The organism is Achromobacter insolitus (genome assembly GCF_002209555.1).
GTDB classification, from domain to species: Bacteria; Pseudomonadota; Gammaproteobacteria; order Burkholderiales; family Burkholderiaceae_B; genus Achromobacter; species Achromobacter insolitus.
This window is the reverse complement of sequence record NZ_NJIF01000001.1, coordinates 425,655-443,153: the sequence shown is the minus strand read 5'-3', so window position 1 is coordinate 443,153 and position 17,499 is coordinate 425,655. Positions and strand designations below refer to the sequence as shown.

At 64.6% G+C, this 17,499-nt stretch carries 12 protein-coding genes; 8 read left to right on the top strand and 4 right to left on the bottom strand.

From position 1 onward, the window contains the following. Window positions 1–24 precede the first annotated feature (24 nt). From CEY08_RS01945 to CEY08_RS01930, 4 genes are all read right to left on the bottom strand, one after another. Window positions 25–1,257 (bottom strand): M20 family metallopeptidase, encoded by a 1,233-nt coding sequence (locus CEY08_RS01945; protein WP_076815768.1) that lies wholly within the window; start codon window positions 1,255–1,257, stop codon window positions 25–27. Window positions 1,258–1,262: 5 nt separating this feature from the next. Continuing rightward, window positions 1,263–3,032 carry a 2-oxo-4-hydroxy-4-carboxy-5-ureidoimidazoline decarboxylase gene (gene uraD, locus CEY08_RS01940; RefSeq protein ID WP_076815766.1) on the bottom strand — a complete coding sequence of 590 codons (1,770 nt, stop codon included), beginning with the start codon at window positions 3,030–3,032 and terminating at the stop codon, window positions 1,263–1,265. Window positions 3,033–3,043: 11 nt separating this feature from the next. Then, entirely contained in the window at window positions 3,044–3,988 is a 945-nt protein-coding gene (gene puuE, locus CEY08_RS01935; RefSeq protein WP_076815763.1) for an allantoinase PuuE, read from the bottom strand. A 328-nt stretch (window positions 3,989–4,316) separates the two neighbouring features. Next, on the bottom strand, window positions 4,317–5,333 hold the full coding sequence (locus tag CEY08_RS01930) for a 1-aminocyclopropane-1-carboxylate deaminase (RefSeq protein ID WP_042792460.1): 1,017 nt from the start codon (window positions 5,331–5,333) through the stop codon (window positions 4,317–4,319). Between the two features lie 182 nt (window positions 5,334–5,515). Here CEY08_RS01930 and CEY08_RS01925 point away from each other — a divergent pair, with 182 nt between their 5' ends. The 8 genes from CEY08_RS01925 to CEY08_RS01890 all read left to right on the top strand — a co-directional run bounded on the left by CEY08_RS01925 (window position 5,516) and on the right by CEY08_RS01890 (window position 17,402). Further along, window positions 5,516–5,986 carry an Lrp/AsnC family transcriptional regulator gene (locus CEY08_RS01925; protein WP_063641881.1) on the top strand — a complete coding sequence of 157 codons (471 nt, stop codon included), beginning with the start codon at window positions 5,516–5,518 and terminating at the stop codon, window positions 5,984–5,986. A 329-nt stretch (window positions 5,987–6,315) separates the two neighbouring features. Then, the gene (locus CEY08_RS01920) at window positions 6,316–9,183 is read left to right on the top strand and encodes a 2-oxoglutarate dehydrogenase E1 component (RefSeq protein ID WP_063641879.1); all 2,868 of its coding nucleotides are present in this window, start codon (window positions 6,316–6,318) and stop codon (window positions 9,181–9,183) included. 101 nt (window positions 9,184–9,284) lie between these two features. Then, window positions 9,285–10,514: a 2-oxoglutarate dehydrogenase complex dihydrolipoyllysine-residue succinyltransferase gene (gene odhB, locus CEY08_RS01915; RefSeq protein WP_042792463.1), complete on the top strand. Its 1,230-nt coding sequence runs from the start codon at window positions 9,285–9,287 to the stop codon at window positions 10,512–10,514. 117 nt (window positions 10,515–10,631) lie between these two features. Then, window positions 10,632–12,059, top strand: coding sequence for a dihydrolipoyl dehydrogenase (lpdA, locus tag CEY08_RS01910; RefSeq protein WP_042792464.1), 1,428 nt, complete (start codon window positions 10,632–10,634; stop codon window positions 12,057–12,059). A gap of 76 nt (window positions 12,060–12,135) precedes the next feature. Continuing rightward, a complete protein-coding gene (zapE, locus tag CEY08_RS01905) occupies window positions 12,136–13,227 on the top strand; it encodes a cell division protein ZapE (RefSeq protein ID WP_042792465.1) in 1,092 nt (363 codons plus the stop codon). A 110-nt stretch (window positions 13,228–13,337) separates the two neighbouring features. Beyond that, entirely contained in the window at window positions 13,338–13,871 is a 534-nt protein-coding gene (locus tag CEY08_RS01900; protein ID WP_082884689.1) for a sigma-70 family RNA polymerase sigma factor, read from the top strand. Next, window positions 13,864–14,808: a FecR domain-containing protein gene (locus CEY08_RS01895; protein ID WP_076815761.1), complete on the top strand. Its 945-nt coding sequence runs from the start codon at window positions 13,864–13,866 to the stop codon at window positions 14,806–14,808. The genes CEY08_RS01900 and CEY08_RS01895 overlap by 8 nt, the downstream gene beginning before the upstream one ends. Window positions 14,809–14,966: 158 nt before the next feature. Then, the gene (locus CEY08_RS01890) at window positions 14,967–17,402 is read left to right on the top strand and encodes a TonB-dependent siderophore receptor (protein ID WP_232033896.1); all 2,436 of its coding nucleotides are present in this window, start codon (window positions 14,967–14,969) and stop codon (window positions 17,400–17,402) included. Window positions 17,403–17,499: the final 97 nt, after the last annotated feature.

Here is a 17,499-nt window from a genome sequence, read left to right as displayed (position 1 = left end):
GGCCTGCCCTGCCGGGCGGCCGCGTCAGGCGGCGTCCAGCAGGTCGGCCAGTGTGCGTGCGATGACCTTGGTGGCGCGCCGCAAGTCTTCCAGCGCCACGCGCTCATCGTTGCGCTTGGCGTGAGATTCCAGCACGGTGCGCGGGCCAGCGCCGTAGATCACCCCGGGGATGCCCGCTTCGGCGTACAGGCGCACGTCGGTATAGAGCGGGGTACCCATGGCGGCGATAGGCTCGCCGAACACTTCCTCTCCATGTTTCTGGATGGCCCGCACCAGCGCTTGGTTGCCGGGCAGGGGGCGCATGGAATTCGCCAGCAGCAGGCGCTTGATGTCCACGCTGATGCCGGGCACCGATGCCGCGGATTCCTTGATGATGCGGCGGATGTCGGCTTCGACCTCTGCCGCGTTTTCTTCGGGAATCATGCGGCGGTCGAGCTTGAACACCACTTTGCCCGGCACTACGTTGGTATTGGTGCCACCTTCGATGCGGCCGACGTTCAGGTAAGGGTGGCTGATTCCCGGCACGTCGGAGCGGATCTCCCGATAGCGCGCGTTCTGCGCATACAGCGCATTGAGGACCGTGACCGCGCCTTGCAAGGCGTCCACGCCGCTGCTGGGAATGGCGGCATGCGCCATCTTGCCGTGTACCGTCACTTCCATTTGCAGGCAGCCGTTGTGCGCGGTGACGACCTCATAGCTGAAGCCCGCGGCGATAAGCAGGTCGGGTTTGGTCAGCCCTTGCGACAGCAGCCAGCCGGGGCCGAGCAATCCGCCGAACTCCTCGTCGTAGGTGAAGTGCAGTTCAACCGCGCCTCGGGTAGGCCGGGCAACGGCCTCCAGCGCGCGCAACGCGAACGTGAAGCTGGCGAAATCGCTCTTGCTGACGGCGGCGGCGCGGCCGTACAGGTTGCCATTGTCGATTTCGCCGCCGTAGGGATCATGTTCCCAGCCCTCGCCGGGCGGCACGACGTCGCCATGCGCATTGAGCGCCACGCGCAGCCCGCCCGCGCCGTACTCGCGGCGCACGATGAGGTTGGTGATCGATTGGAGTCCGTAATCTTGCACTTCCTGCGCAGGCACCGGATGGGCCTCGGCATCCAGGCCAAAGGCTTGCAGCAGCTCGGCCGTGCGTTCCGCGTGCGGGGCATTGTTGCCGGGAGGCGTGTCGGTGGGCACGCGCACCAGCTCCTGCAGGAAACGGACTTCTTCATCAAAATGGGCGTCAACCCAGGCGTCGAGTCGGGTGTGGTTGGTCATGGTCGCTATCGGGTTTCTTGGGCAAGGTCATCGAGCAGGCGCAGCATGGCCAGCACGGCCAGCTGGATATCGTCGCTGGAGGTGGATTCGCGCGGGTTGTGGCTGATGCCGGAGTTCTGGCCGCGCACGAAAAGCATGGCCTGGGGCATGACCTCATGCAGCTTCATGGCGTCGTGGCCGGCGCCGCTGGGCATGCAGTGCACGGGCAGGCCCAGCGCATCCACGGCACGCTCCCAGCGCTTTTGCCAGGCAGGATCGCTGGGCGCGGCGGCGGCGCGCATGGTTTCTTCCAGCGCGTAGCTCAGTCCGCGGCGCTGGCACACGGCTTCGAGCTCAGCCAGTACGTCTCGCGCCAGCGCATCGCGCTGGGAGTCGCTGGGCGCGCGCAGATCGAGGCTGAAACGGCATTCGCCCGGAACCACGTTGATCGAGCCGCCGGGCACTTCCAACATGCCCATCGTGCCCACGGAGTCGCCATCGCGGGCGGCGCGCCGCTCAACGTATAGCGCCAGTTCGGCGGTGGCGGTGGCGGCGTCGCGGCGGCGGTTCATGGGCGTGGTGCCGGCATGGCACGCGAGGCCGCTGATCCGGACCTGGTAGCGCACGCAGCCATTGATGGAAGTGACCACGGCCAGGGGCAGCCCCATCTCGTAGAGCACCGGCCCCTGCTCGATGTGGACCTCGACGAAGCCCAGGTAGCGGGAAGGATCGCGGCGCAGTCCCGGGATGGCCTCGCTGCGCAAGCCCGCTTGCGCCATCGCGTCGCGCATGCTGATGCCGTCGGCGTCCTGCTGGTCCAGCCATTCCGGCTTGAAATCGCCGATCAGCGCGCCCGAGCCGAGAAAAGTGGCGCGGTAGCGCTGGCCTTCTTCTTCCGCGAAGCCGATGACTTCCAGGTGATAGGGCAGGCGCTTGCCCTGGCGGTGCAGTTCGCGCACGCAGGCCATCGGCACGAAGATACCCAAACGGCCGTCGTACCTGCCGGCGTTGCGCACGGTGTCGTAATGGCTGCCGGTCATTAGCGTGAGGGCGTCGGGGCGGTCGGCCAGATAGCGGCCGACCACGTTGCCCACGGCGTCGATGCCAACTTCGTCGAAACCGCAATCGCGCATCCACTGCGACAGCAGCCGGGCGCAGGCGCGGTGGGCTTCGGTGAGGTAGGTGACGGTCAACTGGCCCTTTTCGGCATAGCCCGGGTCGCTGTGGGCGGCCAGTTGCTCGCTCCAGTCCCAGATGTCGTTGCCCATGGCGGGTTCGCCGCCAAACCGGTCGCGCAGGCGGAGTTCGGCGATGCGGTGCAGTTGCTGCATGGCCTCGTCGAATTCGAGATCGGGCGGGTTGTCCTTGCGGCGCATGAATTCGTCGATGACCTGCTGCCGCGTCATGCCCGCGCCACGCGGGCCGCGCACCGCGAGCACGAAGGGGAAGCCGAACCTGCTTTTGTAGGCGGTGTTCAGTTCCTGCAGGCGGGTCAGTTCGGCGGGCGAGCCTAGCGCCAGCCCGGCCAGGTCCTGTTCGCGCGCCGAGTCCGGATCCCGGGATGTGCCCGGCATGGCGCCGAGTTCGGGATGGGCATGCAACAACGCCGTGCGCGACGGCACGTCGGCTTGGCTGACGGCCTGGCGCAAGCGCTGTTCCAGGTCGGCCAGGGAGCGGAACGGCCGGGCGGCAAGCGCGCGCTCGGCGATCCAGGGCGCGTGCCCGTAGAGATTGTCGAGCATGGCAGCGGCGTCCGCGGGCGCCGCTGCATTGAGTTGGGCTAGGGTATGGGCCATGGCCGTCCTGTTCAGGCTTGAGGTGAGTAGGGGTGCGTGGCTTTCCAGTGGCGCGCAATATCGAGCCTGCGGCATATCCAGACGCGATCGTGGTTGGCGATATGGTCAAGAAAGCGCTGCAGCGCGGTGATGCGGCCGGGCCGTCCCAGCAAGCGGCAGTGCATGCCGATGCTCATCATCTTGGGCGCGTCCTCGCCTTCGGCGTAGAGCGCATCGAAGCTGTCCTTCAGGTACTGGAAGAAGGGGTCGGCGTGCGAATAGCCCTGCGGCAACGCGAAACGCATGTCGTTGCAATCCAGCGTGTAGGGCACGATGAGTTGCGGCACGACGCTGCCGTCCGTTTTTTGCACGCGCATCCAGAAAGGCAGGTCGTCGCCGTAATAGTCGCTGTCGTATTCGAAGCCACCGTAGTCAGCGACCAGGCGCCGCGTGCGGGGGCTGTCGCGGCCGGTGTACCAGCCCAGCGGACGAGCGCCAGTCAACTGCGTGATCGCGTCCATGGCCAGGCGCATGTGCTCGCGTTCCGTGGCCTCGTCGATGTGCTGGTAGTGGATCCAGCGCCAGCCATGGCAGGCGATCTCGTGCCCCAGCTCGACGAATGCGGCGCTCAGTTCGGGATGGCGCTGCAAGGCCATGCCGACGCCGAATACCGTCAGCGGCAGGCCGCGCTTTTCAAACTCCCTCAGGATGCGCCAGACGCCCGCGCGCGAGCCGTACTCATAGATGCTCTCCATGCTGAGATGGCGCTCGGGATAGCTGGCGGGGTTGAACATCTCCGACAGGAACTGTTCGGATCCGGCATCGCCATGCAGCACGCTGTTTTCGCCGCCTTCTTCGTAATTCAGCACGAACTGCACCGCGATGCGCGCCTGGCCCGGCCATTGCGCATGCGGCGGACGGCGGCCATAGCCGACCAGGTCGCGGGGGTAGGGGAGCGTGGAATCGTAGGTGGTCATGAACAGGCGGGCGGAGTGCGCCGGCGCGCGGCGGCCGGACGTGGGTTGGCGGACGACTTCCTGATGTGCTGCACCATAGCCGGAAATCTCAGTTTTGTATACAACTTATGTACATGATTTTTCGGGAAGGGCTGAGCCTTGCCCAGCGCTACCCGGGGCAAGGTGACGCGACGCGTAAAGCCCAGCCGGCGGATTCGCCGGCTGGGCTGCGTTTCCTGCATCCATCATGGGTGCTGACCGCCAGGGATGGCAAGCCCCGGGCCGCTGGGCGGGAACCTGCCATCAGCGCAGGTCGCCGCAAGGCCAGCCCACGGCGCCGTAGGCGCCTCTATCCGTTGCGGTAGAGAAAGCTGTAGGCGTTGATCGCCGGCACCCCTCCCAGGTGCGCATACAGCACTCGCGAGCCGGCGGGAATCTCGCCGCGGCGGACAATGTCCATCATGCCCTGCATGGATTTGCCCTCGTAGACCGGGTCGGTCATCATCCCTTCCAGCCTGGCGCAAAGGCGGATGGCCTCGTTGGTCTCGGCGGACGGCAAGCCATAGGCGGGATAGGCATAGCGGGTGTCCAGCACCACATCGCGCTCTTCGATGGCGCTGCCCAGCCCGACCATGTCGGCGGTGCGCCGCGCGATGCGCAGGATCTGCGCGCGAGTCTGTTCGGGCGTACCCGATGCGTCGATACCGATCACGCGGTCGGCGCGTCCGTCGGCCGCGAACCCCACCACCATGCCGGCTTGCGTGCTGCCGGTGACCGCGCACACGACGATATAGTCGAACTTGAATCCCAGCTCTGCCTCCTGGCGCCGAACCTCCTCGGCGAAGCCCACATAGCCCAGGCCTCCAAGTTCATGGTCCGACGCGCCTGCCGGAATCGCATAGGGCTTGCCGCCGCGTTTCCTGACGTCCTCCAGGGCTTCCTCCCAGCTGCGCCGAAAGCCGATGTCGAAACCCTGGTCCACCAGGCGCACGTCGGCGCCCATCAGGCGGCTCATCATGATGTTGCCCACCCGGTCATAGACGGCGTCCGAATAGTCCACCCAGTTTTCCTGCACCAGCACGCAGGCCAGCCCCAGCTTTGCGGCCACGGCGGCGACCATGCGTGTGTGGTTCGACTGGATGCCGCCGATGGTGACCAGCGTGTCGCAACCTTGTTCCAGCGCCTGCGGGATCAGGTATTCGAGCTTGCGCAGTTTGTTGCCGCCAAACGCCAAGCCGCTGTTGCAGTCTTCACGCTTGGCGTAGATCTCGACCTTGCCGCCCAGGTGCGCGGACAGGCGTTCGAGTTTTTCGATGGGGGTGTCGCCGAAAGTCAGGCGATGGCGTGGAAATCGTTGCAGATCCATAGGGGGCTCTCCTGTGCCGGCCGGATGGCGCGGATGGAAAAATCATAGAAAGCCCACGGATTTATCGTCAATTGCGTATTTTTTTGATTTGAAAGTGAAATAGTTGAATAATTTTCTTTGGTTCTATTTAATATTTTTCAATAAGATTAAAGAAAGAAATTTAATTTTCAGGGGCATATCAAATGCCAGCGATTTCCGGCCTGGACCGCATCGATCGCCAGATCCTGCGCTTCTTGCAGCAGGACGCCCAGATCACGAACCTGGAACTGAGCACGCGCGTCCACCTGAGCCCGGCCGCCTGTCTGCGCCGCGTGGAAAAGCTCAGGGCCGAGGGCATCATCCGCAAGACTGTCGCGCTGCTCGAACCCGCCGAGGTGGATATGTCCACGCTCGTCATCGTGGGGGTGGTGCTGGACCGTTCCACGCCCGAATCCTTCACGGATTTCGAGGCCGCGGCGCGCGGCATCAGCGGTTGCCTCGAGTGCCATCTGGTCGCGGGTGAATTCGACTACTTCCTGATGCTGCGCATCCGGGACCTGGAGCGCTTCAACAAGCTGCACGCGGGCGAGATCATCAAGCTGCCCGGTGTCCGCCAGATTCGCACCTTTTTCGTCCTGAAAGAGATCCTGTCGACGACCGAACTGCCGGTGTGAACGAGGCTAATGCGCAACACTGCCATTGCGGTGCTCGAAAATGATGCGTTGCGGCATTTTGGGATGGCGGAAATTGCTGGCGTGTAGACGGCGCAATGGAAGGGGTTGGCTGGACATTCCAATGCTGCATGACGGCATTCCGAATGCGCTTTTGCGTCACGCAAACGCAAGAAGACGGCTTTAAACTCAAAGGGCTATACTCTTGCACATACGGCTTTCAAGGCTTGTACGCGCCTTCTGCCCCTGCTATCCGCTTAACGGGAAGCCCGTGTCGCGGAAGGTTTTCCTGCATCGTAATCGAGTGAAGCACTCGTAAAGGTGAAGCGATTATGTCTTCGGAAATAGAATCCCTATCCACGTCTTACTTGTTTGGGGGAAACGCCCCCTACGTTGAGGAGCTTTACGAAGCCTACCTCGACAACCCCGGTTCGGTACCTGACAACTGGCGCGAATACTTCGACCAGCTGCAGCATGCTCCCGCTACCGACGGCCAGGAATCCACTCGCGACCAGGCCCACGCTCCCATCGTCGAATCGTTCGCCCAACGCGCCAAGGCCAATGCCTTCGTGCAACGCGCCGCCGAACCCGACCTGAGCGTGGCTTCCAAGCAAGTCTCGGTGCAATCCCTGATCGCCGCCTACCGCTCGCTGGGTTCGCGCTGGGCCGACCTGGATCCGCTCAAGCGCCAGGAACGTCCCCCGATTCCCGAACTCGATCCGGCCTTCTACGGCCTGACCGAAGCCGATCTGGACCAGACCTACTCGGCTACCAACACCTACTTCACGACCGCCAGCACGATGACGCTGCGCGACATCCTGAAGGCCTTGCGCGACACCTACTGCCGCAGCATCGGCGCCGAATTCACGCACATCTCCGACCCCGCCGCCAAGCGCTGGATCCAGGAACGCCTGGAAACCACCCTGGGCGCGCCCGCCTACTCGGCCGAAGAAAAGCGCCACATCCTGCAGCAACTGACCGAGTCCGAAGGCCTCGAGCGCTTCCTGCACACCAAGTACGTCGGCCAGAAGCGCTTCTCGCTGGAAGGCGGCGAAAGCTTCATCGCCTCGATGGATGAAGTGGTGAACCACGCCGGCGAAAACGGCGTCCAGGAAATCGTGGTCGGCATGGCCCACCGCGGCCGCCTGAACCTGCTCGTGAACATCATGGGCAAGATGCCCGGCGATCTGTTCGCCGAGTTCGAAGGCAAGCACGCCGAAGGCCTGACCGACGGCGACGTGAAGTACCACAACGGCTTCTCCAGCGACCTGTCCACCCGTGGCGGCCCGGTCCACCTGTCGCTCGCGTTCAACCCGTCCCACCTGGAAATCGTCAACCCCGTGGTCGAAGGCAGCGCGCGCGCTCGCCAGGAACGCCGCGGCGACACCGAAGGCAAGCAAGTGCTGCCGGTGCTGGTGCACGGTGACGCGGCCTTTGCCGGCCAAGGCGTGGTCATGGAAACCCTCAACCTGGCCCAGACCCGCGGCTACGGCACGGGCGGCACGCTGCATATCGTCATCAACAACCAGATCGGCTTCACCACGTCCGACCCGCGCGACTCGCGTTCGACGCTGTATTGCACCGACGTGGTCAAGATGATCGAAGCGCCGGTGTTCCACGTCAACGGCGACGATCCCGAAGCCGTCGTGTTCGTCACCAAGCTGGCTCTGGACTACCGCCTGCAATTCCGCCATGACGTGGTCGTAGACATCGTCTGCTTCCGCAAGCTGGGCCACAACGAGCAAGATACCCCGTCGCTGACGCAGCCCCTGATGTACAAGCGCATCGGCCACCACCCCGGCACGCGCAAGCTGTACGCCGACAAGCTGACCACGCAAGGCGTGCTGGCTGAAGGCGAAGCCGATCAGCTCGTGAAGGACTACCGCCAGCTGATGGAAGACGGCCAGCGCACCATCGAACCGGTGCTGACCGACTACAAGAGCAAGTACGCCATCGACTGGTCGCCGTTCCTGGGCGCCAAGTGGACCGACCAGGCCGACACCGCCGTGCCGCTGGCCGAACTCAAGCGCATTGGCGAACGCATCACCACCGTGCCGGAAGGCTTCACCGTGCACCCGCTGGTCGCCAAGCTGCTGAACGACCGCCGCACGATGGCCAAGGGCGAAATGAACCTGGACTGGGGCATGGGCGAGCACCTCGCCTTCGCGACCCTGGTGTCCTCGGGCTACGCCATCCGCATCACGGGCCAGGACTCGGGCCGTGGCACGTTCACGCACCGCCACGCCGTGCTGCATGACCAGAACCGCGAACGCTGGAACGACGGCACCTACATTCCGCTGCAGAACGTCTCGGAAGGCCAGGCTCCGTTCACCGTCATCGACTCCGTGCTGTCCGAAGAGGCTGTGCTGGGCTTTGAATACGGCTACTCCAGCGCGGAACCCAACACGCTGACCATCTGGGAAGGCCAGTTCGGCGACTTCGTCAACGGCGCCCAGGTCGTGATCGACCAGTTCATCAGCTCCGGCGAAGCCAAGTGGGGCCGCCAGTCGGGCTTGACCCTGATGCTGCCGCACGGCTACGAAGGCCAGGGCCCCGAGCACTCGTCGGGCCGCATCGAGCGTTTCCTGCAGCTGTGCGCCGACAACAACATGCAAGTGGTGCAGCCGACTTCGGCCTCGCAGATCTTCCACGTGCTGCGTCGCCAGATGATCCGTCCGTTCCGCAAGCCCCTGGTGCTGTTCACGCCCAAGTCGCTGCTGCGCAACAAGGATGCCGGCTCTCCGCTGACCGATCTGGCCGGCGGCAGCTTCCGTCCCGTGATCGGCGAAGTGGACGACACGATCGACGCCGCCAAGGTCAAGCGCGTGCTGGCTTGCTCGGGCAAGGTCTACTACGATCTGGTCAACGCCCGCCGCGAGCGTGGTGCCGACAATGTCGCCATCATCCGCGTCGAGCAGCTGTATCCCTTCGCGCACAAGTCGTTCGAAGCGGAGCTGCGCAAGTACCCGAAGGCAACCGAAGTGATCTGGGTTCAGGACGAACCGCAGAACCAGGGTGCCTGGTTCTACGTTCAGCATCATGTGTACGAAAACATGGTCGAAGGCCAGAAGCTGGGCTATGCCGGCCGCGCCGCGTCGGCATCGCCGGCCGTGGGCTACCTGGCCAAGCACCAGGAGCAGCAGAAGGCCCTGATCGAAACGGCTTTCGCGCCCAAGTTCAAGGTCATGTTGACGAAGTAACACTCGCTTGATGCACGCGCCGCGCGCGCAGGTTTCTGGAATTCCATTTCGGGGCTTGCCGCGCAGCGCGACCAGAACACAAACTTTACGGAACAAACAAAATGGCTATTACCGACGTCGTCGTCCCCCAACTCTCCGAATCCGTCTCCGAAGCGACGCTGCTGACCTGGAAGAAGCAGCCGGGCGCTGCCGTTGAAGCGGACGAAATCCTGATCGAAGTCGAAACCGACAAGGTCGTGCTGGAAGTGCCGGCTCCCGCCTCGGGCGTGCTGGCTGAAATCGTCAAGGGCGACGGCAGCACCGTCACCTCCGGCGAACTGCTGGCCCGTATCGACACCGCCGGCAAGGCTGCCGTTGCCGCCGCCGCGCCCGCCGCCGAAGCGCCCAAGGCCGCCGAGCAAGCCGCTGCCGCTCCGGCCGCCGCGCCTGCTTCGTCGGCTGCCGCCGGCGTGGCTTCGCCCGCCGCCGCCAAGATCCTGGCCGAGAAGGGCGTCGACGCCGCTTCCGTGGCCGGCACCGGCCGTGACGGCCGCGTGACCAAGGGCGACGCCCTGGCCGCCAGCGCGCCCGCCAAGGCCGCTCCCGCCAAGGCAGCCGCTCCGGTTGCTCCCCCGACGCTGTCGCTGGACGGCCGTCCGGAACAGCGCGTGCCGATGAGCCGCCTGCGTGCCCGTATCGCCGAGCGTCTGCTGCAATCGCAGCAGGAAAACGCGATCCTGACCACGTTCAACGAAGTGAACATGCAGGCCGTCATCGACCTGCGCAACAAGTACAAGGACAAGTTCGAGAAAGAGCACGGCATCAAGCTGGGCTTCATGTCGTTCTTCGTCAAGGCCGCCGTGGCCGCCCTGAAGAAGTTCCCGCTGATCAACGCCTCGATCGACGGCAAGGACATCATCTACCACGGTTACTTCGACATCGGTATCGCTGTCGGCAGCCCGCGCGGCCTGGTTGTGCCGATCCTGCGCAACGCCGACCAGCTGTCCATCGCCGACATCGAAAAGACCATTGCCGACTTTGGCCGCCGCGCGGCCGACGGCAAGCTGGGCATTGAAGAAATGACCGGCGGCACCTTCTCGATCTCCAACGGCGGCGTGTTCGGCTCGATGCTGTCGACCCCGATCATCAACCCGCCGCAATCGGCCATCCTGGGCGTGCACGCCACCAAGGATCGCCCCGTGGTGGAAAATGGCCAGATCGTCATCCGCCCGATGAACTACCTGGCCCTGTCCTACGACCACCGCATCATCGACGGCCGCGAAGCCGTGCTGGGCCTGGTCGCCATGAAGGACGCCCTGGAAGATCCGCAGCGCCTGTTGCTGGACCTGTAATCTCGACGCCCCGGCCCGGCGCCCAAGCGACCCAAGAGGTCCGCGGCGCCCCGGCCGGCTCTTCGCCGGCCAGCAGGGCGGGGCGTGTTCCACTCAATACCTCATCGCGAGAACACTATGTCCAAACAATTTGACGTCGTCGTCATCGGCGCGGGCCCCGGCGGCTATATCGCCGCGATCCGCGCTGCGCAGCTCGGCATGTCGGTGGCTTGCATCGACGCCTGGCAGAACGGCCAAGGCGGCCCGGCTCCTGGCGGCACCTGCACCAACGTCGGTTGCATCCCATCCAAGGCGCTGCTGCAATCGTCCGAACACTACGAGCAAGCCAACCACCACTTCGCCGAGCACGGCATCGAAGTCAAGGGCGTCAGCCTGAAGCTCGACACGCTGATCGGCCGCAAGAACACGGTGGTCAAGCAGAACAACGACGGCATCCTGTACCTGTTCAAGAAGAACAAGGTTACGTTCTTCCATGGCAAGGGCGCGTTCGCCGGCCAGGTGGACGGCGGCTGGGCCATCAAGGTCACCGGCACCGCCGAGGAAGACCTGGTTGCCAAGCACGTGGTGGTCGCCACCGGCTCGTCGGCACGTGAACTGCCGGGCCTGCCGTTCGACGAAAAGGTCGTGTTGTCCAACGACGGCGCGCTGAACATCGGCGCCGTGCCCAAGACGCTGGGCGTGATCGGCGCTGGCGTGATCGGCCTGGAAATGGGCAGCGTGTGGCGCCGCCTGGGCTCCGAAGTCACCATCCTGGAAGCCATGCCGGAATTCCTGGCCGCCGCTGACCAGCAAGTGGCCAAGGAAGCCCTCAAGGCTTTCACCAAGCAAGGCCTGAACATCCAGATGGGCGTCAAGATCGGCGAGATCAAGGCGACCGCCAAGTCCGTCACCGTGCCCTACGTCGACGCCAAGGGCGCCGAGCAGAAGCTGGTGGTCGACAAGCTGATCGTCTCGATCGGCCGCGTGCCCTACACCGGCGGCCTGAACGCCGACGCCGTGGGCCTGAAGCTGGACGAGCGCGGCTTCGTTGCCGTGGACGGCGACTGCAAGACCAACCTGCCGAATGTGTGGGCAGTGGGTGACGTGGTGCGCGGCCCGATGCTGGCGCACAAGGCCGAGGAAGAAGGCGTGGCGGTTGCCGAGCGCATCGCCGGCCAGCATGGCCACGTCAACTTCGACACCGTGCCGTGGGTGATCTACACCTCGCCGGAAATCGCCTGGGTGGGCAAGACCGAGCAGCAGCTCAAGGCCGAAGGCCGCGAGTACAAGGCCGGCAGCTTCCCCTTCCTGGCCAACGGCCGCGCCCGCGCGCTGGGCGACACCACCGGCTTTGCCAAGGTGATCGCCGATGCCAAGACCGACGAGGTCCTGGGCGTGCACATCGTGGGCCCGATGGCCTCGGAGCTGATCTCGGAAGCCGTGACCATCATGGAATTCCGTGGCGCTGCCGAAGACATCGCCCGCATCTGCCACGCGCACCCGACGCTGTCGGAAGCCGTGAAGGAAGCCGCATTGGCCGTGGACAAGCGCGCATTGAACTTCTGATACGCGCATAGCCGATGCAAGACGGGGGCGGGTTTACGGATCCGCCCTTTTTTCATTCTGCTTTACCTGCTCCCACATGAACGTCCGCGAATACTACGAACACGCCTTGGCCGAGCGCGGCTACAAGCCCGACGAAGCCCAGAAAAAGGCGATCGACCGGCTGCAGCGCTATTACGACGAATGGGTCAAGTTCAAGTCGATGCGCTCGAATGCGCTGAAGAAACTGCTGAACCGTCCCGACGTGCCGCGCGGTGTGTATCTGTGGGGCGGCGTGGGCCGGGGCAAGAGCTTCCTCATGGATGCCTTCTACGCCACCGTGCCCGTGGTGCGCAAGACGCGCCTGCATTTTCACGAGTTCATGCGCGGGGTGCATCGCGAGCTCGAAGAAGTGAAGGGCATGCAGGACCCGCTGGACGAAGTGGCCAGACGCGTGGCCAAGCGCTACCGCCTGATCTGCTTCGACGAGTTCCACGTATCCGACGTGGCGGACGCGATGATCCTGCACCGCCTGTTGTTCAAGCTGTTCGAATACGGTACGTCCTTCGTGATGACGTCCAATTACGAACCGTCGACTCTATATACCGACGGGCTGCACCGTGATCGCGTGCTCCCCGCCATCGAGTTGATCCAGGCGCGGATGGATGTCATGAACGTGGACGCCGGCGTGGACTATCGCCGCCGCTCGCTGGAGCAGGTGCAGTGCTATCACACGCCCCTGGATGATCACGCGCGCCAGGCGCTGCAAGATGCGTTCAACAGTCTGGCCGATACTCCGCCGCAGGAGCCCGTGCTGCATATCGAGCACCGCGAAATCCGCGCGCTGGCGCTTGCCGGTTCGGTGGTGTGGTTCGATTTCGCCACGCTTTGCGGCGGTCCGCGTTCCCAGAACGACTACTTGGAACTGGCCAACCGCTTCCATGCCGTGATCCTGTCCGACGTGCCCCGCATGGGGCCGCGCCAGGCTTCCGAGGCGCGCCGTTTCACTTGGCTGATCGACGTGTTTTATGACCATCGCGTCAAGCTCATCATGTCCGCGGAATGCCAGCCCGAGGAAATCTACACGGAAGGCGCGCTGGCCAATGAATTCCATCGCACCGTCTCGCGCATTCTGGAGATGCAGTCGCGCGAATACCTGGAGTCGGAACGCCGCCTGACCGTGACGTTGTAGCCCCGCCGCATCCGCCCGCATTTTTCGGGCGGATCGCATTTGAAATTGGTAATACAAGTCATTATCAATTAAGATTTGGAGACCTCTGGTCAAGCACCGCCGTCTCCAACGTGTCCTCCCCCCTCCTGTCCGCATCGGCCGCGCGCGCCGATGCTCCCGCCGCGCCCGTCGATGGCCTGTACCGCGATCACCGTCCCTGGCTGTTCGGATGGCTGCGCCGCAAGCTGGGGTGCGAGCATCGCGCCGAAGACTTGGCGCAGGATGTGTTCCTGCGGGTGATCCAGGGCCGCAAGGCGGTGAGGGCCGGCGATGCCCGCGCGCTGTTGACGACCATTGCCAAAGGACTGGTGGTGGACCATCAGCGGCATGCGGCGCTGGAGCGCGCGTATCTCGCCTATCTGACCGCCATCCCCGAGGCCTATGCGCCATCTCCGGAAGAACAGGCCGAGCAACTGCAATCGCTGGCGCGGCTGGATCGATTGCTGGACGGGCTGCCCCCGAAAGCGCGTTCCGCCTTCCTGCTGTCGCAGCTGGACGGACTGACCTATCCCGAGATCGCGCAACGGCTCGACGTTTCCCTGAGTTCAGTGCAGCAGTACATGGTGCGCGCCATGACGGCTTGCTATGCGGCGTTCGATGACTAGCGCCGTCGATTCCGTGGCGGCCCAGGCGATTTCCTGGTGGGTGCGGCTGCAGTCCGGCATGGCAGGCGTGGCGGAGCGGCAATCCTGCGAGGCCTGGCTGGCGCAGGATCCCGCGCATCGCCTGGCCTGGGAGCGTTTGCAGCGAATCAGCCAGGATGCGCGCCGTGTGCCGGCAGCCTTGGCGCATTCGGCGCTGTCCGCGCCCCGTTCGCATGGACGCCGCGCGGTGCTGTGTGGGCTGCTTGCCGTCGGCGGCACAGCCGTTACCGGCTGGGCGGGTTATCGCCACGCTCCGTGGCAGCGCCTGGCCGCCGACCTCAGCACCGACGTCGGCGAGCGGCTGGCGGTAGCCGTGGCTGATGGACTGCATATCACCCTGAACAGCGACACCGCGGTGCGCCTGCGTTTGCAGGGCGATGCTCGCGGCATAGACCTGCTGCGCGGTGAAATGCTGGTACGCGCGGAAACGCGGCCTGCCATGGCGGCGTTGCGCGTGGACACGGGCCATGGCGAACTGCGTGTCGAACGGGCGCGCTTTGACCTGCGCCGCACCGCCGAAGGCGCGCGCGTGGGAGTGTATGAAGGCAGCGTCCTGTTGCTGCGCGCTGGCGTCGCGACACATGCGGAGGCGGGCGAACGCCTGGAATTCTCGGAGCGGGGCGCGGTTAGCCGTTACGCGTCGGACCCCGACAGGCTGGCCTGGACCGACGGCCTGGTGGTGGCCAAGGACTGGCGCCTGGACGACTTTGCGCGACATCTGTCCCGGCAGCGCGAGGGCATGATCCGAGTGGACCCGGCGGTGGCAGGCCTCCGGCTGTCGGGCGTATTCCCGCTGGACGATGCCGAGCGCGCACTCAGAGCCCTGGAACCCGCCTTGCCCATCCGCGTGACGCGGCATACCCGGTACTGGCTGCAGGTCGGCCCGCGCGAGGCGTGAGCGTTACAAAATTTTCTTGCCTGCGCATTGCAGGTTTTCGGATCCCGTACGGAAGGCACGGATAGATACCACCGTACAGGGAGATTTTTGTGTCCGCTTCATCTCACTCGCGCTTGCGCGCCCCCTTGTCCGCCGGCCGCATCGCCGTGCTGGCCGCCATGTGGGCGGGCGGGCTCGCCGCCGGCATGCCGCAGGCCTGGGCTCAGTCGGCGTCCGCCTCAGGATACGCGCAACACAGCTACCAGATCGCTGCCGGCTCTTTGGCCGATGCCCTGACGCAATTCGCGCGCAGCGCCGGTGTTGTCCTGTCCTTCGACCCGGCATTGGTCCGCGGACGCCATTCCGATGGGTTGCAAGGCGCCTACTCGGTGGGCGCCGGCTTTGCCCGCATCCTGGCGGGCAGCGGCCTGCAGGCGCGCGCCCAATCGGGCAATACCTGGACGCTGGTGCAGGTGGCGGCGCCTGCGGGCGATACGCCCACGCTGGCGCCAGTGACGGTGTCGGGCATGTCCGATAGCGCCATAGCGACGGTCGGCTATGTGGCGACGGTGAGCGCCAGCGCCACCAAGACCGACACCCCATTGATCGAAACGCCGCAATCGATCTCCGTGGTCACGCGCGAGCAGATCACGGAGCAGGGCGCGCAGACCCTTAACCAGGTGTTGCGCTATACCGCGGGCGTCGCCACGGAGTCGCGCGGCGCCACCGCCACGCGCCTGGACCAGTTCAGCGTGCGCGGCTTCTCGGCGTCGACCTACCTGGACGGCCTGCGGGTCTTCGGCGGGCGGGACGCCTTGCCGCAGGTGGACGCCTATCGCCTGGAGCGCGTGGACGTGCTGAAGGGGCCTGCCTCGGTCATGTACGGCCAAGGCGGTCCGGGTGGCGTGGTCAACCAGGTCAGCAAGCGCCCGCTGGAAGAGACGCTGCGGGAAGTCGAGGTGCAGGTGGGCAACTATGACTACCGCCGCGCCAACTTCGATTTTGGTGGCCCCGTGGATGACGAGGGCAAGTTCCTGTATCGCCTGGTCGGTTCGGGGTACATGTCCGACGGCCAGGTGAAAGACACCAAGGAGCGCCGCTACTTTGTGTCGCCGGCCTTTACCTGGAAGCCCAGCGGCGACACGACGCTGACCGTGTTGACGAACTTCCAGCATGATCCCGATATGGGGTCCTATGGCAGCGTGTCGTCCATGCGCACGCTGCTTTCCGCGCCCGATGGCATCCGCCTGCCGGCGGACTATTACGACGGCGACGCCAACTTCGAGAAGAGCGACCGCAAGAGCTATTCGCTGGGCTATGTGCTGGACCACCGCTTCAACGATACCTTCAAGGCCTCGCAGAGCCTGCGCTGGACGCGTTCGGAAGCGAAGTACCGCAGCGTCTATGGCGCGATGACGAACAACTACGGCTACACCGACAATACCTACCGCTACCAGCAGCGCGCGTCGATCGCGACCGATGTGGACGTGGGGGCACTGACCCTGGACAACAATCTGCAGGCGCGCTTTAACACCGGCCGGTTCGCCCACACTGCGCTGCTGGGCTTTGACTACCAGCACGTCAAGACAGACACGCTGTCCGGCTTCGGAACCGCGCCCGCGCTGGACGTGTTGAATCCCGACAATCATCAGAACATTCCGACGCCGGCATTCTCGTCGGACGCGACGTCCAAGCAGTATCAGACCGGGTTGTACTTCCAGGATCAGATCAAGATCGACCGCCTTTCGGTATTGCTGGGCGGCCGCTACGACTGGTTGCGCACGGTGGGCGAGACCACTGCGCTTGCCACCGGGCGCGTCACGCCGTCTTCGCTGGATGCGGAGAAATTCTCTGGCCGCCTGGGCGTGATCTACAACTTCGACAATGGCGTGGCGCCGTACTTCAGCTATTCGGAATCGTTCGAGCCGCAGTCCGGAACCGGCTGGCAGAACAAGCCGTTCAAGCCCATCGAAGGCAATCAGTACGAGGTCGGCATCAAGTATCAACCGCCGGGCAGCGCTACGCTGCTGTCCGTCGCGGCATTCGACATCCGCCGCGAGAACATGACGACCACCGATCCGGATCCGACGCATATCTGCGGCACGGCCGGCGGGCGCTGCTCCATCCAGGCTGGCGAACTGCGCACGCAGGGCATCGAACTCGAAGCCAAGACCGAGCCCATGCGCGGGTTGACGCTGGTTGCGGCGTATTCGTTGATGGACAACGAGTATTCCAAAGCCTATCCCAACACCGCGGGCCTGAACCTGAAAGGCAAGACGCCCGTGGGCGTGCCTTCGCAACAGGCTTCCGCCTGGGCCCGTTACCAGCTGCAGGACGGTCCCTTGGCGGGCATGGGCGTGGGAGGCGGTGTGCGTTACATCGGATCGTCGTACGCGAACGAAACCAACACCCTGAAGGTGCCGTCGGTCACGCTGTTCGACTTGATGCTGGACTACGACCTGGGCCGCGCTTCGCCCTCGCTCAAGGGCATGCAGGTGGCGTTGAACGTGCAGAACCTGTTCGACAAGGAATACATCGCGTCGTGCTCGGGCGATTCCTGGTGCTGGTATGGCTATCAACGCTCGATCAAGGCGAGCTTGCGCTATCGCTGGTAAGACCTGGCGCTATTTCGAAGTGAGAATGGTTATAATTTAAAACCTCCGAATCGGGCCCTGGCCGCGGGGCGGGCTCCGATCCGGTCCTCTAAAGGAA

Excerpts from the sequence above, each read along its gene's own strand:
- CEY08_RS01945 (WP_076815768.1), bottom strand. The coding sequence starts at position 1,257 with ATGACCAACCACACCCGACTCGACGCCTGGGTTGACGCCCATTTTGAT.
- uraD (WP_076815766.1), bottom strand. The coding sequence starts at position 3,032 with ATGGCCCATACCCTAGCCCAACTCAATGCAGCGGCGCCCGCGGACGCC.
- puuE (WP_076815763.1), bottom strand. The coding sequence starts at position 3,988 with ATGACCACCTACGATTCCACGCTCCCCTACCCCCGCGACCTGGTCGGC.
- CEY08_RS01930 (WP_042792460.1), bottom strand. The coding sequence starts at position 5,333 with ATGGATCTGCAACGATTTCCACGCCATCGCCTGACTTTCGGCGACACC.
- CEY08_RS01925 (WP_063641881.1), top strand. The coding sequence starts at position 5,516 with ATGCCAGCGATTTCCGGCCTGGACCGCATCGATCGCCAGATCCTGCGC.
- CEY08_RS01920 (WP_063641879.1), top strand. The coding sequence starts at position 6,316 with ATGTCTTCGGAAATAGAATCCCTATCCACGTCTTACTTGTTTGGGGGA.
- odhB (WP_042792463.1), top strand. The coding sequence starts at position 9,285 with ATGGCTATTACCGACGTCGTCGTCCCCCAACTCTCCGAATCCGTCTCC.
- lpdA (WP_042792464.1), top strand. The coding sequence starts at position 10,632 with ATGTCCAAACAATTTGACGTCGTCGTCATCGGCGCGGGCCCCGGCGGC.
- zapE (WP_042792465.1), top strand. The coding sequence starts at position 12,136 with ATGAACGTCCGCGAATACTACGAACACGCCTTGGCCGAGCGCGGCTAC.
- CEY08_RS01895 (WP_076815761.1), top strand. The coding sequence starts at position 13,864 with ATGACTAGCGCCGTCGATTCCGTGGCGGCCCAGGCGATTTCCTGGTGG.
- CEY08_RS01890 (WP_232033896.1), top strand. The coding sequence starts at position 14,967 with ATGTGGGCGGGCGGGCTCGCCGCCGGCATGCCGCAGGCCTGGGCTCAG.